Genomic DNA, 14,314 nt, shown 5'->3' with positions numbered 1-14,314 from the left:
GCGCTCACCCCGTATGTTAACGCTCACTCCCTGCCGAGGTCCCGTATGAGCAGTCACCCCTTTCCGCCCCCTGCCGCAGACGCCGTCATACGCCTGCGGCAGCAGGTCAGCGACCTGCATCAGGAGCTGGTCCGCTACCGGCTGGTCGTCTGGACGGCGGGCAATGTCTCGGCGCGCGTGCCGGGGCACGACCTGTTCGTGATCAAGCCGAGCGGTGTGGACTACGACCGGCTGACACCGGACGCGATGATCGTGTGCGATCTCGAAGGGCGGGTGGTGGAGGGCGACTTGTCGCCGTCCTCGGACACCGCCGCGCACGCCTACGTCTACCGGCACCTGCCGGAGGTCGGCGGGGTGGTGCACACCCACTCGACGTACGCGTGCGCGTGGGCGGCGCGCGGCGAGCCGGTGCCGTGCGTACTGACCGCGATGGCCGACGAGTTCGGGGCCGAGATCCCGGTCGGGCCGTTCGCGCTGATCGGTGACGACTCGATCGGCAGGGGCATCGTGGAGACACTGGCCGGGCACCGCTCGCCGGCGGTGCTGATGAAGAGCCACGGGGTGTTCACCATCGGCAAGGACGCCCGCGCGGCCGTGAAAGCGGCGGTGATGTGCGAGGACGTGGCCCGTACCGTGCACATCTCCCGGCAGTTGGGCGATCCGCTGCCCCTCACCCGCGCCGACATCGACCGGCTCTACGACCGCTACCAGAACGTCTACGGGCAGCAGGCGGCGGCCGATCCCGCCGATTCCGCCGAGCCGACCGATTCCGCCGAGCCGGCCGATCCCGTCGAGCCGGCCGATCCCGTCGAGCCGGCCGATCCCGTCGAGCCGACCGATTCCGCCGATCCCGCCGCCCCCGCTGACCGAGGAGCCCTGGCATGACACCGTCCGACGAGCGTGAGGTCTGGTTCCTCACCGGCAGCCAGGGCCTGTACGGCGAGGAGACGCTGCGGCAGGTCGCCGAGCAGTCGCGCGCCATCTGCGACCGGCTCGCCGCCGACCCCGGCGGCCCGGTGCGGATCGTGTGGAAGCCGGTGCTCACCGACGCCTCCGGCATCACCGGCACGGTCATCGACGCCAACTCCAGCCGGGCGTGCGTGGGTCTGATCGCGTGGATGCACACCTTCTCGCCCGCGAAAATGTGGATAGCGGGCCTCGATCTGCTGCGCAAACCGCTGCTGCATCTGCACACCCAGGCCAATGTCGAACTGCCGTGGTCCACCATCGACATGGACTTCATGAACCTCAACCAGGCCGCCCACGGCGACCGGGAGTTCGGCTATCTCCAGGCCCGGGTCGGCATCGCCCGCAAGACGGTCGCCGGCCATGTCTCCGATCCCGCCGTCGCGGCCCGCGTCCACACCTGGATGCGCGCGGCCCTCGGACACGACGCGCTGCGCCACCTGAAGGTGGCCCGCTTCGGCGACAACATGCGCGATGTCGCCGTCACCGAGGGCGACAAGGTGGAGGCGCAGTTGCGGTTCGGCGTCTCGGTGAACACCTACGGCGTCAACGACCTGGTGGCCGTCGTGGACGAGGTGGACGACGCGGCCGTCTCGGAGTTGGTCAAGGAGTACGCGAGCGCCTACCGGCTGGCGGGCGAGCTGGCGGTGGGCGGCGAGCGCCACGACGCGCTGCGGTACGCCGCCCGGATCGAACTGGGCTTGCGCGCCTTCCTCACCGACGGCGGCTTCTCCGCCTTCACGACCAACTTCGAGGATCTGGGCGGCCTTCGGCAGCTGCCGGGTCTCGCGGTGCAGCGGCTGATGGGCGACGGGTACGGCTTCGGCGGCGAGGGCGACTGGAAGACGTCGATGCTGCTGCACACGGTGAAGGTCATGGGGGCCGGCCTGCCGGGCGGCACCTCCTTCATGGAGGACTACACCTACAACCTGACGCCGGGCAGTGAACTGATCCTGGGCGCCCACATGCTGGAGGTCTGCCCGACGATCGCGGCGGACCGGCCCTCGTGCGAGATCCACCCGCTGGGGATCGGCGGCCGGGAGGACCCGGTACGGCTCGTCTTCGACGCCCGGCCGGGGCCCGCGGTCGTCGTGGGCCTGGCCGACATGGGCGACCGCTTCCGGCTGGTCGCCAACGAGATCGAGGTCGTCGCGCCCATGGAACCGCTGCCCAGACTGCCGGTGGCCCGCGCGGTGTGGCGGCCCGCGCCCGATCTGCGGACCTCCACCGAAGCCTGGCTGACCGCGGGCGGCCCGCACCACACCGTGCTCTCCAGCGCCGTCGGCGGCGAGGAGCTGGCCGACCTGGCCGACATGCTCCGTACCGAACTCCTTCTCATCGACCACGACACCCAACTGCGCCGCTTCACCCAGGAGATCCGCTGGAACCAGGCGTACTACCGCCTGGCGGGCGGCCTCTGACGCACCGTCGGGCCCTGCCCGCGACAGCGAGCCGCAACCGCAACCGCACCCGCACCCGCAACGCACCCGCCCCGCGCCGTACGGCCGACCGTGTACGCGGGTGCGGCCCTGTCCGCGCGCCCCGGCGCGGTGGGAGCCGCACCGCGACGGCAACCGCGACGACCACCGCGACGACCACCGCGCCGGAGGCGGGTTTTTCTCTGTGCAACGTCTTGACGACTGATCAGTGAGCGCTAACACTCATAGGCGACAGCTGACGGCGCGTCTGGCGATCGGGTCAGTGGGTCCGGCCTGTTCAGCGGCTCGTTCAGCAGCCGGAACACCCGTTGGCGCCGTTGGAGATTGGCGAGTTACCGCGAGGAGAGAGCAGATGTCCCGCTCTGCGTGATTCTGTTCCTCATCGTCTGTTAGCGCTCACAAAAACTGGCTGAGAGGCCACTGCCCGAACAGGATGCAGCCATGCGCGACGCCCGAAAGGCCCTTGCCCGGCACGGACGATGGGGAGCCGCAGCGGTGACGCTGGTGGTGGCCCTGTCCGCGACGGCGTGCAGTAAGAGCGGTGCCGGTGACTCGTCCGCGGCGGACGCGTCGAGCAGTGGGAGCCCCGCGGCGGTGACGATCAAGGGCGACATCGCGTTCAACGACGCGAATCTCGCGAAGCTGGACGCGGCGCTGAAGGCCGCGCTGGCCGGGAAGGACCTGTCGAAACTGCACGAGGCCATGGTGGTCAACGTGGCGGTCGACTACTGGAACGCGGGCAAGTCGGGCTTCACCAAGGGCCTGGCCGACCTCGGTGTGAAGGGCGTCTACCAGGCGCCCGCCAACGGCCGTCTGGACCAGCAGCTCTCCCTCATCCAGACCCTGCGCGGCCAGGGCATCACCGGCTTGAGCGTGTCGGCGATCGACCCGACGGCGATCAAGGCGCCGATCGCGTCCGCGAAGAGCGCCGGGATTCCGGTGCTGGCGATCGACTCCCCGCTGCCGCCGGAGGACGGCGCCGACCTGTATCTGGGCACGCCCAACTACCAGGCGGGCCAGAAGGCCGGTGAGGCCATGAAGCAGGCGCTCGGCGGCAAGGGCCAGGTCGTCGTCCTCGTCGGCTCGCTGACGACGTCGAACGCGGTGGAGCGGATCCAGGGCTTCGAGGACGCGCTCAAGGGCTCCGACATCAAGGTCGCGCAGAAGCTCAGCGACGGCATGGACGCGGCGAAGGCGCTCACCAACGCGCAGACCGCGATCCAGACCAACCCCAACATCAACGGTCTGTACGGCGTCTACTCCTATGACGGGCCGTCAGCAGGGCAGGCGGTGCAGGCCGCTGGGAAGTCGGGCCGGGTCAAGATCATCTCGGACGACAGCGACCCGCAGACGCTGAAGTTCATCAAGTCCGGTGTCATCCAGGCCACCGTCCTCCAACAGCCCTACCAGCAGGGCTACACCGGCGCCTATCTGCTGGCCGCGTTCAAGGTGCTCGGCAAGGACGCCACCCTCCAGATCGTCAAGCCGTATCTGGAGTCGGACGGCACCACGCTCAGTTCGGGCGTCGGCCTGGTCACCCAGGCGAACCTGGCCGCGTACCAGACCAAGCTGACCGACCTGGGCATCGGCTGATGGCTTCGGGTCCGGCCCCGTACGAGGCTTCGCGGTCCTCGGCCCCGGCCCCGGCCCCCGATGTCGCCGTCCGGCTGCGGTCGGTGAGCAAGTCGTACGGGCCGGTGAAGGTGCTCGACATCCCGAGCCTGGACCTGGCCCGTGGACAGATCGTCGCGGTGGTGGGGGAGAACGGCGCCGGCAAGTCCACCTTGATGGGCGTGCTGTCCGGCACCGTCACCCCCACCACCGGCAGCATCGAGATCGCCGGTACGCCGCTCCACGCCGGACGGCCCGACCACTCCAGGGAGTTGGGCGTCGCCCTGGTGGCCCAGGAGTTCCCGCTCGTCGGGCAGTTGAGCGTGGCGGAGAATCTGCTGCTGGGCCGCCGTCCCGCGCGGGCGGCGTCCCGCCCGCTGGGCCGGGTCGTCTACGACCGCGCCGGTACGAGGGCGGAGGCGCGCGCACTGCTCGCCGAAGTCGGCGTCAGCGGTGTGGACGTGGACCGGCCGGTGGAGCGATTCCCGGTCCCCGTACGGCAGATGATCGAGATCGCGAAGGCGTGGGGCCACCATCCGCTGGTGCTGATCCTGGACGAACCCACCTCCTCGCTCGGCCCGGTCGAGGCCGAGCGCGTCCTCGGCCTGGCCCGTACGCACGCGGCGGCCGGCGGGGCGGTGCTGTTCATCGGCCACCGCCTGGACGAGGTCCAGGCCGTCGCGGACCGGGTGATCGTGCTGCGCAGCGGCCGGATGGTGGCCGATCTGGCCCCGGCGGAGGCGAGCGAGGAGCGGATGATCCGGGAGATGGTCGGCAGTGAGCTGGCCCGCGCCGACCTGGCCCCGCCGTCCTCCGTCGAGCGCACGACGACCCTGTCGGTACGCGGGCTGACCGCGGACGGCCTCGGACCCGTCGACCTGGACGTGAAGGCGGGGGAGATCGTCGGCGTGGCCGGGCTCATGGGCTCGGGGCGCAGCCGCCTGCTGCACACGCTGATGGGCGCGCAGCCGCGTACCGGCGGCACGGTCGTCTTCGACGGCGCCGACTTCCGTCCCCGCCACCCCGCCGACGCGGTGGAGGCGGGGATCGGGCTGGTGCCCGAGGACCGCAAGGTCCAGTCGCTGCTCCCGACGCACTCGGTGCGCTGGAACGTCACGCTGGCCACGCTGCGCCGGATCAGCGCGCGCGGTGTCCTGCGGCCGAAGGCGGACAAGGCGCACGCGGCCCGGATCGTCAAGGATCTCGGGGTACGGCTGCGCAGCCAGGAACAGCTCATCTCGGACCTGTCGGGCGGCAACCAGCAGAAGGCGGTGTTCGGGCGGTGGCTGGCGACCGAGCCCCGGCTGCTGCTCCTGGACGAGCCGACCCGCGGCGTGGACGTCGGGGCCAAGGCCGAGATCTACAACCTCATCGACACCGCGGCGCAGGACGGCCTCGCGGTGCTGGTGGCCTCCTCCGAGCTGGAGGAACTGCTGTGGATCTGCCACCGGATCGTGGTGATGGCGCACGGCCGGGTGGTCGCCGACCTCCCCCGCGACCGGTTCGGCAAGGAGGCGATCATGACCGCCGCGGCCGGTACGCGGAACGGCGCGCCCGGCGCGCGTGACGGGGCGCCCGGTACGCGTGACGGGGCGCCCGGTACGCGTGACGGGGCGCCCGGTACGCGGGGCGAGGCCGGAAAGCAGTCCGGGACGCTCGGGCCGCGGCCCGGCGCCGTCGCCGACCGCCAGGGGAAGGCACGCGCATGAACGACAACAGGCCCCTGCCGATGACCGCCGTCGGCGTCGGCACTCACGGGAAGGCGAGGCCATGACCACCAGCACCGCACCGATCGAGGCCACCGGGGACGCCGCGAGCGGCAGCCGTCCGTCGCTGGTCCGCCGCCTGGCCGAGACGCCCGAGGTCGGCGTGATCGCGGCCTGCGTCGTGGTCTTCGTCGCGCTCGCGCTGGACAAGTCGACGTTCGCCAGCGCCGTCAACCTCCAGGGCATGGGCTTCGACCTGTCCCAGTACGGGCTGATCGCGATCGGTGAGTCCCTGGTCATCCTGACCGGCGGCATCGACCTGTCGGTGGGCGCGCTGCTGGGCACCAGCGTCATCCTGATGTCCTGGTTCAACGTCCGCGCGGGACTGCCCGCGCCGCTCGCGATCCTGCTCACGCTGGCGATCACCGGCACGGTCGGCCTCGTCCACGGACTCGCCGTCACCCGGCTGAAGATGCCGCCCTTCGTCGTCACCCTGGTCACCTACACGGTCGCGCAGGGCGTCACGCTGGCCATCACCTCCGGCACCTCCATCACCGGCATCGACGGCGCCTTCGGCGACCTGGGACAGACGTACGTGGCGCAGATCCCCCTCCCGCTGATCGTCTTCGCGGTCGTGGCCGTGGCGGCGTGGTTCTTCCTGGAACGCACCTACACCGGCCGCCAGGTGTACGCGGTCGGCGGCAATCCCGAGGCGGCCCGGCTGGCGGGCATCCGCGGCAGCCGGCGGATCGTGTCGATGTACGTGACCAGTTCGCTGCTGTCCGGCTTCGCCGGGATCTTCGTGCTCGGCCGGATGGGCGTGGGCTCGGCCAGCGGCGTCGGGGTCGGGTGGGAGCTGTCGGCGATCGCCGCGGCCGTCATCGGCGGGGTGAGCCTGGTCGGCGGACAGGGCCGGATCGTCGGCATCGTGGCGGGCACGATCCTGCTCGAACTGATCAACAACGGCCTGACGACGCTTCAGATCAACTCCAACTACACCAATATCGTGCTGGGTTGTGTGCTCGGGCTGGCCATCACCGCCGACCGGCTGCGCGCGAGAAGCGTGGCCCGCCGCGGCTGACCCTGCGGTCGCCCGGCCGCTGAACGACTGCTGACCGACCGACCGCTGACCGACCGGTTGACCGGCCGCTGTCAGCCCCGCCGATCAAGGACTGTTCCGCCCCCGGACGCGCGCCCGTCCGGGGGCCGCGCCGCGTGGCGCCCGGTCTCCTTCGGATCCGGCTGAATCGTTTCGGCTCGAATGGTTGCGTTACCCACCGGAGACTGCGACACTTCCCGTCGCTATGCGACTCGTTCGCACATATATCAACAGGGAATTTGCTCTTTCCTGGCTGTTCATGAGCGACCGCTGAAGCTCGCGACCACTCCCGCACGTGACGTGGAGGTAGGAATGGCTGTTCATCGCACGTACCGATGGGTGCTGCGGCGCTGTCTGGCCCTGGGGGTCACCGCCGCGCTCATGGTCGGTCTCGGCGTCGGCGTGGGGGCCGCGGCCGAACCGCCGGGGCGGGCGCCGGACACGGCGCCCGCGGGCGCCCCGCACGCCACCCACTCGGTCACCTACGACGGCTATTCGTTCATGATCGACGGAAAGCGCACCTACCTGTGGGGCGGCGAGTTCCACTACTACCGGCTGCCGAGCCAGGACCTGTGGCTGGACGTGCTCCAGAAGATGAAGGCGGCCGGATTCAACGCCGTCTCCCTCTACTTCGACTGGGGCTACCACTCGCCCGCGCCCGGCGTCTACGACTTCACCGGCGTCCGCGACGTGGACAAGCTCCTCGACATGGCCGACGACCTCGGCATCTACGTGATCGCCCGCCCCGGCCCGTACATCAACGCCGAGGTGGACGGCGGCGGTTTCCCCGGCTGGCTCTCCGCCAAGGCGGGGGACACCCGCACCAGCGACCCGGCGTATCTGAAGTACAGCGACGAGTGGCAGACGCAGATCGACCGGATCATCGCCCGGCACCAACTCACCGACGGCAAGGGCTCGGTGATCGAGTACCAGGTCGAGAACGAGTACTACAACGGCAGCGCGGCGGGCCGCACCTACATGAAGCACCTGGAGGACAAGGCCACCGCGGACGGCATCAAGGTGCCGCTGGTCGGCAACAACAACGGCACCTTCAACTCCGGTGACGCCGAACTCGCCGTCGACGCGGCCGACTCCTACCCGCAGGGCTTCAACTGCTCCAACCCCACCCGGTGGAACGGCGTCCCCGACATCAGCTACGACCACGTCCCGGGCAAGCCGCTGGCCACCGCCGAGTTCCAGGGCGGCGCCTTCGACCCGTGGGGCGGCCCCGGCTACGACAAGTGCGCGCAGCTCATCAACGACCAGTTCGCGGACGTGTTCTACAAGCAGAACATCGCCGTCGGCGCCACCTCGCAGAGCTTCTACATGCTCTACGGCGGCACCAACTGGGGCTGGCTGGGCGAGCCGCAGAACTACACGTCGTACGACTACGGCGCCGCGATCCGCGAGAACCGGCAGCTCGACCCGAAGTACGACCAGGACAAGCTGATCGGCTACTTCACCCAGGCCCTCGCGCCGCTCACCAAGACCGACGCGCTGCCCGCCGTGCCCACCGACAACGCGAAGATCGTCGACACCGCGCGCCGCAACCCCGACACCGGCACCCAGTTCCATGTGCTGCGGCACTCCGACTCCACCGCGACGACCACCGACAGCGGACACGTGACGATCGACCTCGGCGCGCACCCCGGCTACACGTACGACGACGTCGACCCGGCGCTGAAGTACACCGGCGCCTGGTCGCACGTCGGCGCGGAACAGAACTACACCGGCGGCGACTACCAGCACACCGAGTCGTTCTCCGACACCGCGGGCGACAGCGTCTCGGTCGGTTTCACCGGCACCGGCGTGAAGTGGATCAGCAACCTCGACGGCAACCACGGCATCGCGGACGTCTACCTCGACGGCGCCAAGGTCAAGACCGTCGACCTCTACGCCGCGACCAAGCAGAACCAGTACGTGGCCTACCGGGCGACCGGGCTCGCCGCCGGGGCGCACACCCTGAAGATCGTGACCACCGGCACCAAGAACACCGCCTCTACGGGGCAGTTCGTCACCATCGACGCGATCGACGTCGACAACGGCCAGGGCTCCACCGCCCCCGTCTACACCGTCCCGCAGCAGCCCGGCACGGCGCTCACCCTCAACGGCCGCCAGAGCAAGATCATCGTCGCGGACTACAGCCTCGGCGGGAACCAACTCCAGTACAGCACTTCGGAGATCATGACGAACGCCACCATCGGCGGCCGTGATGTCGCGGTGCTCTACGGCGACCACGGCTCCGACGGCGAGACCGTCCTGCACTACGCGACGCAGCCCAAGGTCACCGCCACCGGCGGCGCCGTCACCTCCACCTGGGACCCGGCCACCGGCGACCTGCGGCTCAACTACGCCCACACCGGCCTGACCCGCGTGCAGATCACCGGCGGCGCGCACCCGCTGCTCCTGCTCCTCGCCGACACCGACACCGCCAAGACCTTCTGGCGGCAGGACACCGCCGCAGGACCCGTGCTGGTGCGCGGCACCCACCTGCTGCGCGGCGCGGTCTCGAACGGCTCGACGCTCGCCCTGACCGGCGACGTCGCCACCGACGGCGCGATCGAGGTCTTCAGCACCGCCAACTCCGTGACGTGGAACGGCAAGAGCGTCCGTACCGCCACCACGGCCACCGGCAGCCGCACCGGCACCGTACCGACCGCGGCGGCCGTCAGCCTGCCCGCGCTGACCGGCTGGAAGCACGTCCAGGAGTCGCCCGAGTCGGCCCCCGGCTTCGACGACTCGACCTGGAAGGTGGCCGACAAGACCACCTCGAACAGCCGCACCACGCCCGGCACCCTGCCGGTGCTGTTCGCCGACGACTACGGCTTCCACACCGGAAGCACCTGGTACCGGGGCCGGTTCACCGCCACGGGCAAGGAGACCGGCATCACGCTGTCCGCGCAGAGCGGCGGCGGCGCGGCGGCCTCCTCGGTCTGGCTCAACGGCACCTTCCTCGGCAGCGCGACCGCCGACGGCCAGAAGACGTACGCCTTCCCGGCCGGACTGCTCAAGACGACCGGCGACAACGTCGTCTCGGTGCTCACCGTCAACATGGGCCACGAGGAGGACTACAACCCGCCCAACGGCAGCAAGGCCGCCCGCGGCCTGACCGGCGCCTCACTGGCCGGCGCGCCGCTGGACACGATCACCTGGCGGCTCCAGGGCGTACGCGGCGGCGAGACCCCCGTCGACACCGTGCGCGGCCCGCTCAACTCCGGTGGCCTGTACGGCGAGCGCGCCGGATACCCGCTGCCCGGCCACAGCACCGACGGCTGGACGCCGGTCACCCTGCCGACCACCGACACCACGCCGGGCGTCTCCTGGTACAGCACCGACGTCAACCTCAACCTCCCCAAGGGCCAAGACACCTCGCTCGGCCTCACCTTCACCGACGACCCGTCCCGCAAGTACCGCGTCGAGATCTACGTCAACGGCTGGAACATGGGCAACTACGTCAACTACGTGGGCCCGCAGCACAGTTTCCCGATACCCAACGGCGTCATCGACCCGCACGGCAGGAACACCGTCAGCCTCGCCGTGTGGAATCTCGACGGCACGACCGGCGGACTCGGCAAGGTCGCGCTGACGAACTACGGCAGCTACGCCTCCTCGCTGACCGTCGCCCAGAACCAGAGCTTCCGCTACAACAAGGCGCGTTACGCCATGCCCGCCGCCCCCGCCTCCGCGGTCTCCCTCCAGGTCCCCGGCTCGGTGGGCGGCGGCGCGACGTTCACCGCGACCGCGACGGTCAGTGTGCCCAAGGGCAGGCCGACCGCCACCAAGGTCACGGCGGCACTCGACGTACCGTCGGGGTGGACCGTGAGCCCGCGGTCGGCGCCCGCCGCCGTCGACCGGATACGCGGGGGCTCCTCGGCCGCCTTCACCTGGAAGGTCACCGCGCCGCAGAGCCCCGCCAAGGTCAACTCCCTGACGGTCAAGGCCCGTCTGACGCAGGGCTGGTCCATCACGACCGCGCGTGACGTGCGGATCGTCGGGTCGGTGCCCGCGCCGCCGCCGGCCGGGGACAACCAGGTCAGCGATCTGGAGTTCCTGTCCGCGACCAACGGCTGGGGACCGGTGGAACGCGACCAGAGCGTCGGTGGCACCGCGCCGAACGACGGCACCCCGCTGAAGCTGGGCGGCGTCACCTACGCCAAGGGCCTGGGCACCAACTCGCCCAGCGACGTGCAGATCTACCTCGACGGCCGGTGCACCAGGTTCACCGCCCTGGTCGGTGTCGACAACGGCGATCCGGGCTCGGTCACCTTCTCCGTGACCCTCGACGGCAAGGTGCTCACCACCACACCGGTCCTCAGGGGCAGTTCGGCCCCGGTCACGATCGACGTGCCGGTCACCGGCGGCCAGGTCATCGACCTGGGCGTCGGCGACGGAGGCGACGGCAACGGCAACGACCACGGGGACTGGGCCAATCCGACCCTGACCTGTACGGCGGGCTGAACCCGCTGACCGCCACCTGAGATACGGCGAGCCCGCGCCACCGTGAACCGCGGTGCGCGGGCTCGTCGTTGGGGAGCTTCCGGCCGACCGGCTACTCCTCCAGCGGGCCGAGGTCCGGGGTGTCGCGCAGATCCACGACGGGCCGGGCGGTGGCGTGGAGTTCCAGGACCACGATCTCGTTGGAGCCCGCGCGCAGGACCGGCCCCGGCACGTACAGGCGCTTCTGCGGGCCGCGCGACCAGTACCGGCCGAGCGCGAAGCCGTTGATCCAGGCGTTGCCCTTGGTCCAGCCGGTCAGGTCGAGATAGGTGTCGGCGGGCTCCTCGACGTCGAAGGTCCCGCGGTGGAAGGCCGGGCCGACGGCGGGCTCGGTGGTGGGCGCGAACAGCAGGCCGCCGAGGTCGTCCAGCGGGAGCCGGTGGTGGATCCAGACGGCCGGTTCCGCGCCGTCGAGGGTGACAGGACCGGTGAGGCCCTTGCGGTCGTGGATGCCCTGGCCGTAGTTGACCCGGCCCTGGTTCTCGACCAGCAGGGACAGCGTCGCGCCGCCCTCGGGGACGGTGAAGGCCAGCGCCCGCTCATGGCTCTCCCGCTCCAGCACGCCGACCGGCCGCCCGTCGAGGAAGACCTGCGCGCGGTCGCGTACCGACTCGGTGTGCAGCAGCACCGGGCCCGCCTTCGCCAGCGGCGTCTGGTACAGGACGAAGCCGAAGTCCTGGCCCAACTCCTCCATGGTCAGCGGCCGTTCGGCCCGCACCGGACCGCCGGACGAAGCGCCGGACCGGGACGTCAGCAGCGGCGCGCTGGAGGGGAGAGGGACGCCCAGCAGATTGAGCTTCTTCGACGGCGCGGGGACCGGCTCGTCGGGCACCGGGGCATGACGGGCGATCACCTCGCGGAAGGCCGCGTACTTCGGCGTGGGGTCGCCCGCCTCGTCCAGCGGCGCGTCGTAGTCGTAGGAGGTGACGGTCGGCCGGTAGGTGTGCTTGTCGTTGGCGCCGTTGGTGAAGCCGAAGTTGGTGCCGCCGTGGAACATGTAGAGGTTGACGCTGGCGCCCGCCGTCAGCAGGGTGTCGAGTTCGGCGGCGGCCGTGGCGGCGTCGCGGACGACATGGAGGCCGCCCCAGCGGTCGAACCAGCCGTTCCAGAACTCCGTGCACATCAAAGGGCCTTCGGGCTGGTGCGCGCGCAGCGCGGCCAGGCCCTCGGCGGCCCGGCTGCCGAAGTTGACGGTGCTGAGGATGCCGGGGACGCTGCCGCGGGCCAGGTCGCCGGGCTGGTCACAGGTGAACAGCGGTACGTCCACGCCGTGGTGGCGCAGGGCGTCGACGAGGTGGCCCAGGTGCGAGGGGTCCGCTCCGTCCGCGCCGTACGCGCCGTACTCGTTCTCGACCTGGACGGCGATCACCGGGCCGCCGCGCGTGGCCAGGAACGGGACCATGCGCGGCAGCAGGTGGCCGAAGAAGGCGTCGACCGCCGCCAGATAACGGGGGTCACCCGTGCGCATGCGGATGTCGGGCTCCGCGAGCAGCCAGGACGGCAGGCCGCCGCCCTCCCACTCGGCGCAGATGTACGGGCCCGGCCGCAGCAGGACGTGCAGCCCTTCCTCGGCGGCGAGTTCGAGGAACGCGGGCAGGTCGAGGCCGCCGTCCATCACGAAGCGGTCCCGCGTCGGCTGGTGCAGATTCCACGGCACGTACGTGTCCACGGTGTTCAGGCCCAGCAGCCGGGCCTTGCGCAGCCGGTCCCGCCACTGTCCGGGGTGGACCCGGAAGTAGTGCAGGCCGCCGGAGATGATGCGGAACGGCTCGCCGTCCAGGCGGAACCCCTCCCGGTCGACACGGAGTTCGGGCATGAGTTCCGGCTCCTCCAATGGAGTTGGTTCGGTGCAGAGGGAGTTGAGGGGGCGTGAGCCCACGCGGGGAATGGTTGCGTTGCCATCGCCGACAGGGGGCCGGGAGCGGGCCCGGCGTCGTAGGGGCAGTGAGGAAACAGGAAGGAAAGGAGGCGCGGACCCGGCCTCAGGAACGGGCGGGCGGTGGCGCGGTGCTCTGCCGGACGATGAGGCGGGTGGGCACCAGGGTGGTGCCGCGCTCCGGCTCGTTGTTGCGGATCTGGCGCAGCACGCTGTCCACACAGCGCCGCCCGACCTCGCCGAAGTCCTGGTGAACGGTGGTCAGCGGAGGGACGAAGGACGCCGCGTCCGGGATGTCGTCGAAGCCGACCACACTGATGTCGCCCGGCACGTCCCGGCCCCGCTCCCGCAGGGCCCGGAGCAGGCCAAGCACCATCTGGTCGTTGGCGACGAAGACCGCCGTGCACGACGGGTCGGCCGCGATCCGCAGCCCGGCACGGTAGCCGGACTCCGCCGACCAGTCGCCGCGCAGCAGCGGCGGCACCGGCCGCCCGGCCTCGCCGAGCACCGCGCGCCAGGAGTCCACCCGCCGCTCCGCCGCGAAGGACTCCTCGGGCCCTGCCAGGTGCCAGACCGTCTCGTGCCCCAGGCCGAGCAGGTGCTGTACGGCCGCCCGCGCGCCGCCCGCCTGGTCGGTGTCGACCACGCAGTAGCGGTCCCCGGCGTTGGAGTCGACCACCACCACCTGCGCGTGCGGCGGCAGCGACACCGTCGCGGAATCCAGCAGATGGACCTCCATGACGATCACGATGCCGTCCACAGCCAGTTCGCCGAGGCGGGTGAAGGCGCCGCGCACCCCGTCCTGAGTCGGCACGGTCACCGGCAGCAGCGTCGTCGCGTACCCCTCGTGCGCGGCCGAGACCGCGACCGCCTCCAGCGTCCGCATGTTGCCGGTGGTGGAGAGGTTGAACATGATCACGCCGAGGGTACGGAACTCGCCGCGCTTGAGCGCGCGGGCGGCGCTGTTGGGCCGGTAGCCCAACTCCTTCATCGCCGCGAGGACGTGATCCCGCGTCGACTCCACGACGCCGGGGAAGCCGTTCGACACCCGTGAGACGGTCTGCGCGGAGACGCCCGCCAACTTGGCGACATCCGCCATCGAGGCCCCGCGCCGACGCCG

8 protein-coding genes are annotated in these 14,314 nt (G+C 70.9%); 6 read left to right on the top strand and 2 right to left on the bottom strand.

The genetic code is table 11. From position 1 onward, the window contains the following. Positions 1 to 45: 45 nt before the first annotated feature. The 6 genes from BGM09_RS30835 to BGM09_RS30810 all read left to right on the top strand — a co-directional run bounded on the left by BGM09_RS30835 (position 46) and on the right by BGM09_RS30810 (position 11,279). Entirely contained in the window at positions 46 to 885 is an 840-nt protein-coding gene (locus BGM09_RS30835; RefSeq protein WP_188285014.1) for an L-ribulose-5-phosphate 4-epimerase, read from the top strand. Further along, a complete protein-coding gene (araA, locus tag BGM09_RS30830) occupies positions 882 to 2,387 on the top strand; it encodes an L-arabinose isomerase (protein ID WP_188285013.1) in 1,506 nt (501 codons plus the stop codon). Before BGM09_RS30835 ends, araA begins: the two co-directional genes overlap by 4 nt. A 459-nt stretch (positions 2,388 to 2,846) precedes the next feature. After that, complete coding sequence (locus BGM09_RS30825; RefSeq protein WP_188285012.1) at positions 2,847 to 3,998, top strand: substrate-binding domain-containing protein; 1,152 nt, start codon at positions 2,847 to 2,849, stop codon at positions 3,996 to 3,998. Next, the gene (locus BGM09_RS30820; protein WP_188285011.1) at positions 3,998 to 5,725 is read left to right on the top strand and encodes a sugar ABC transporter ATP-binding protein; all 1,728 of its coding nucleotides are present in this window, start codon (positions 3,998 to 4,000) and stop codon (positions 5,723 to 5,725) included. The genes BGM09_RS30825 and BGM09_RS30820 overlap by 1 nt, the downstream gene beginning before the upstream one ends. A gap of 61 nt (positions 5,726 to 5,786) precedes the next feature. Further along, positions 5,787 to 6,803: an ABC transporter permease gene (locus tag BGM09_RS30815; RefSeq protein ID WP_188285010.1), complete on the top strand. Its 1,017-nt coding sequence runs from the start codon at positions 5,787 to 5,789 to the stop codon at positions 6,801 to 6,803. A gap of 330 nt (positions 6,804 to 7,133) precedes the next feature. After that, positions 7,134 to 11,279, top strand: a complete 4,146-nt coding sequence (locus BGM09_RS30810; protein ID WP_223187841.1) for a beta-galactosidase — start codon at positions 7,134 to 7,136, stop codon at positions 11,277 to 11,279. A gap of 91 nt (positions 11,280 to 11,370) precedes the next feature. Here the strand turns inward: BGM09_RS30810 and BGM09_RS30805 are convergent, their stop codons facing one another. Together BGM09_RS30805 and BGM09_RS30800 are read right to left on the bottom strand one after the other, a co-directional pair. Further along, positions 11,371 to 13,134 (bottom strand): glycoside hydrolase family 35 protein, encoded by a 1,764-nt coding sequence (locus BGM09_RS30805; protein WP_188285009.1) that lies wholly within the window; start codon positions 13,132 to 13,134, stop codon positions 11,371 to 11,373. Between the two features lie 166 nt (positions 13,135 to 13,300). Continuing rightward, positions 13,301 to 14,293: a LacI family DNA-binding transcriptional regulator gene (locus BGM09_RS30800; protein WP_188285139.1), complete on the bottom strand. Its 993-nt coding sequence runs from the start codon at positions 14,291 to 14,293 to the stop codon at positions 13,301 to 13,303. Between the last annotated feature and the right edge of the window lie 21 nt (positions 14,294 to 14,314).

It is taken from the genome of Streptomyces sp. CBMA29 (genome assembly GCF_014596445.1).
In the GTDB taxonomy this organism is placed as follows: domain Bacteria; phylum Actinomycetota; class Actinomycetes; order Streptomycetales; family Streptomycetaceae; genus Actinacidiphila.
Note: the sequence above shows the minus strand (reverse complement) of the source record. Positions and strands in the feature narration are given on the sequence as shown.

Excerpts from the sequence above, each read along its gene's own strand:
- BGM09_RS30805 (WP_188285009.1), bottom strand. The coding sequence starts at position 13,134 with ATGCCCGAACTCCGTGTCGACCGGGAGGGGTTCCGCCTGGACGGCGAG.
- BGM09_RS30820 (WP_188285011.1), top strand. The coding sequence starts at position 3,998 with ATGGCTTCGGGTCCGGCCCCGTACGAGGCTTCGCGGTCCTCGGCCCCG.
- araA (WP_188285013.1), top strand. The coding sequence starts at position 882 with ATGACACCGTCCGACGAGCGTGAGGTCTGGTTCCTCACCGGCAGCCAG.
- BGM09_RS30815 (WP_188285010.1), top strand. The coding sequence starts at position 5,787 with ATGACCACCAGCACCGCACCGATCGAGGCCACCGGGGACGCCGCGAGC.
- BGM09_RS30835 (WP_188285014.1), top strand. The coding sequence starts at position 46 with ATGAGCAGTCACCCCTTTCCGCCCCCTGCCGCAGACGCCGTCATACGC.
- BGM09_RS30825 (WP_188285012.1), top strand. The coding sequence starts at position 2,847 with ATGCGCGACGCCCGAAAGGCCCTTGCCCGGCACGGACGATGGGGAGCC.
- BGM09_RS30810 (WP_223187841.1), top strand. The coding sequence starts at position 7,134 with ATGGCTGTTCATCGCACGTACCGATGGGTGCTGCGGCGCTGTCTGGCC.
- BGM09_RS30800 (WP_188285139.1), bottom strand. The coding sequence starts at position 14,293 with ATGGCGGATGTCGCCAAGTTGGCGGGCGTCTCCGCGCAGACCGTCTCA.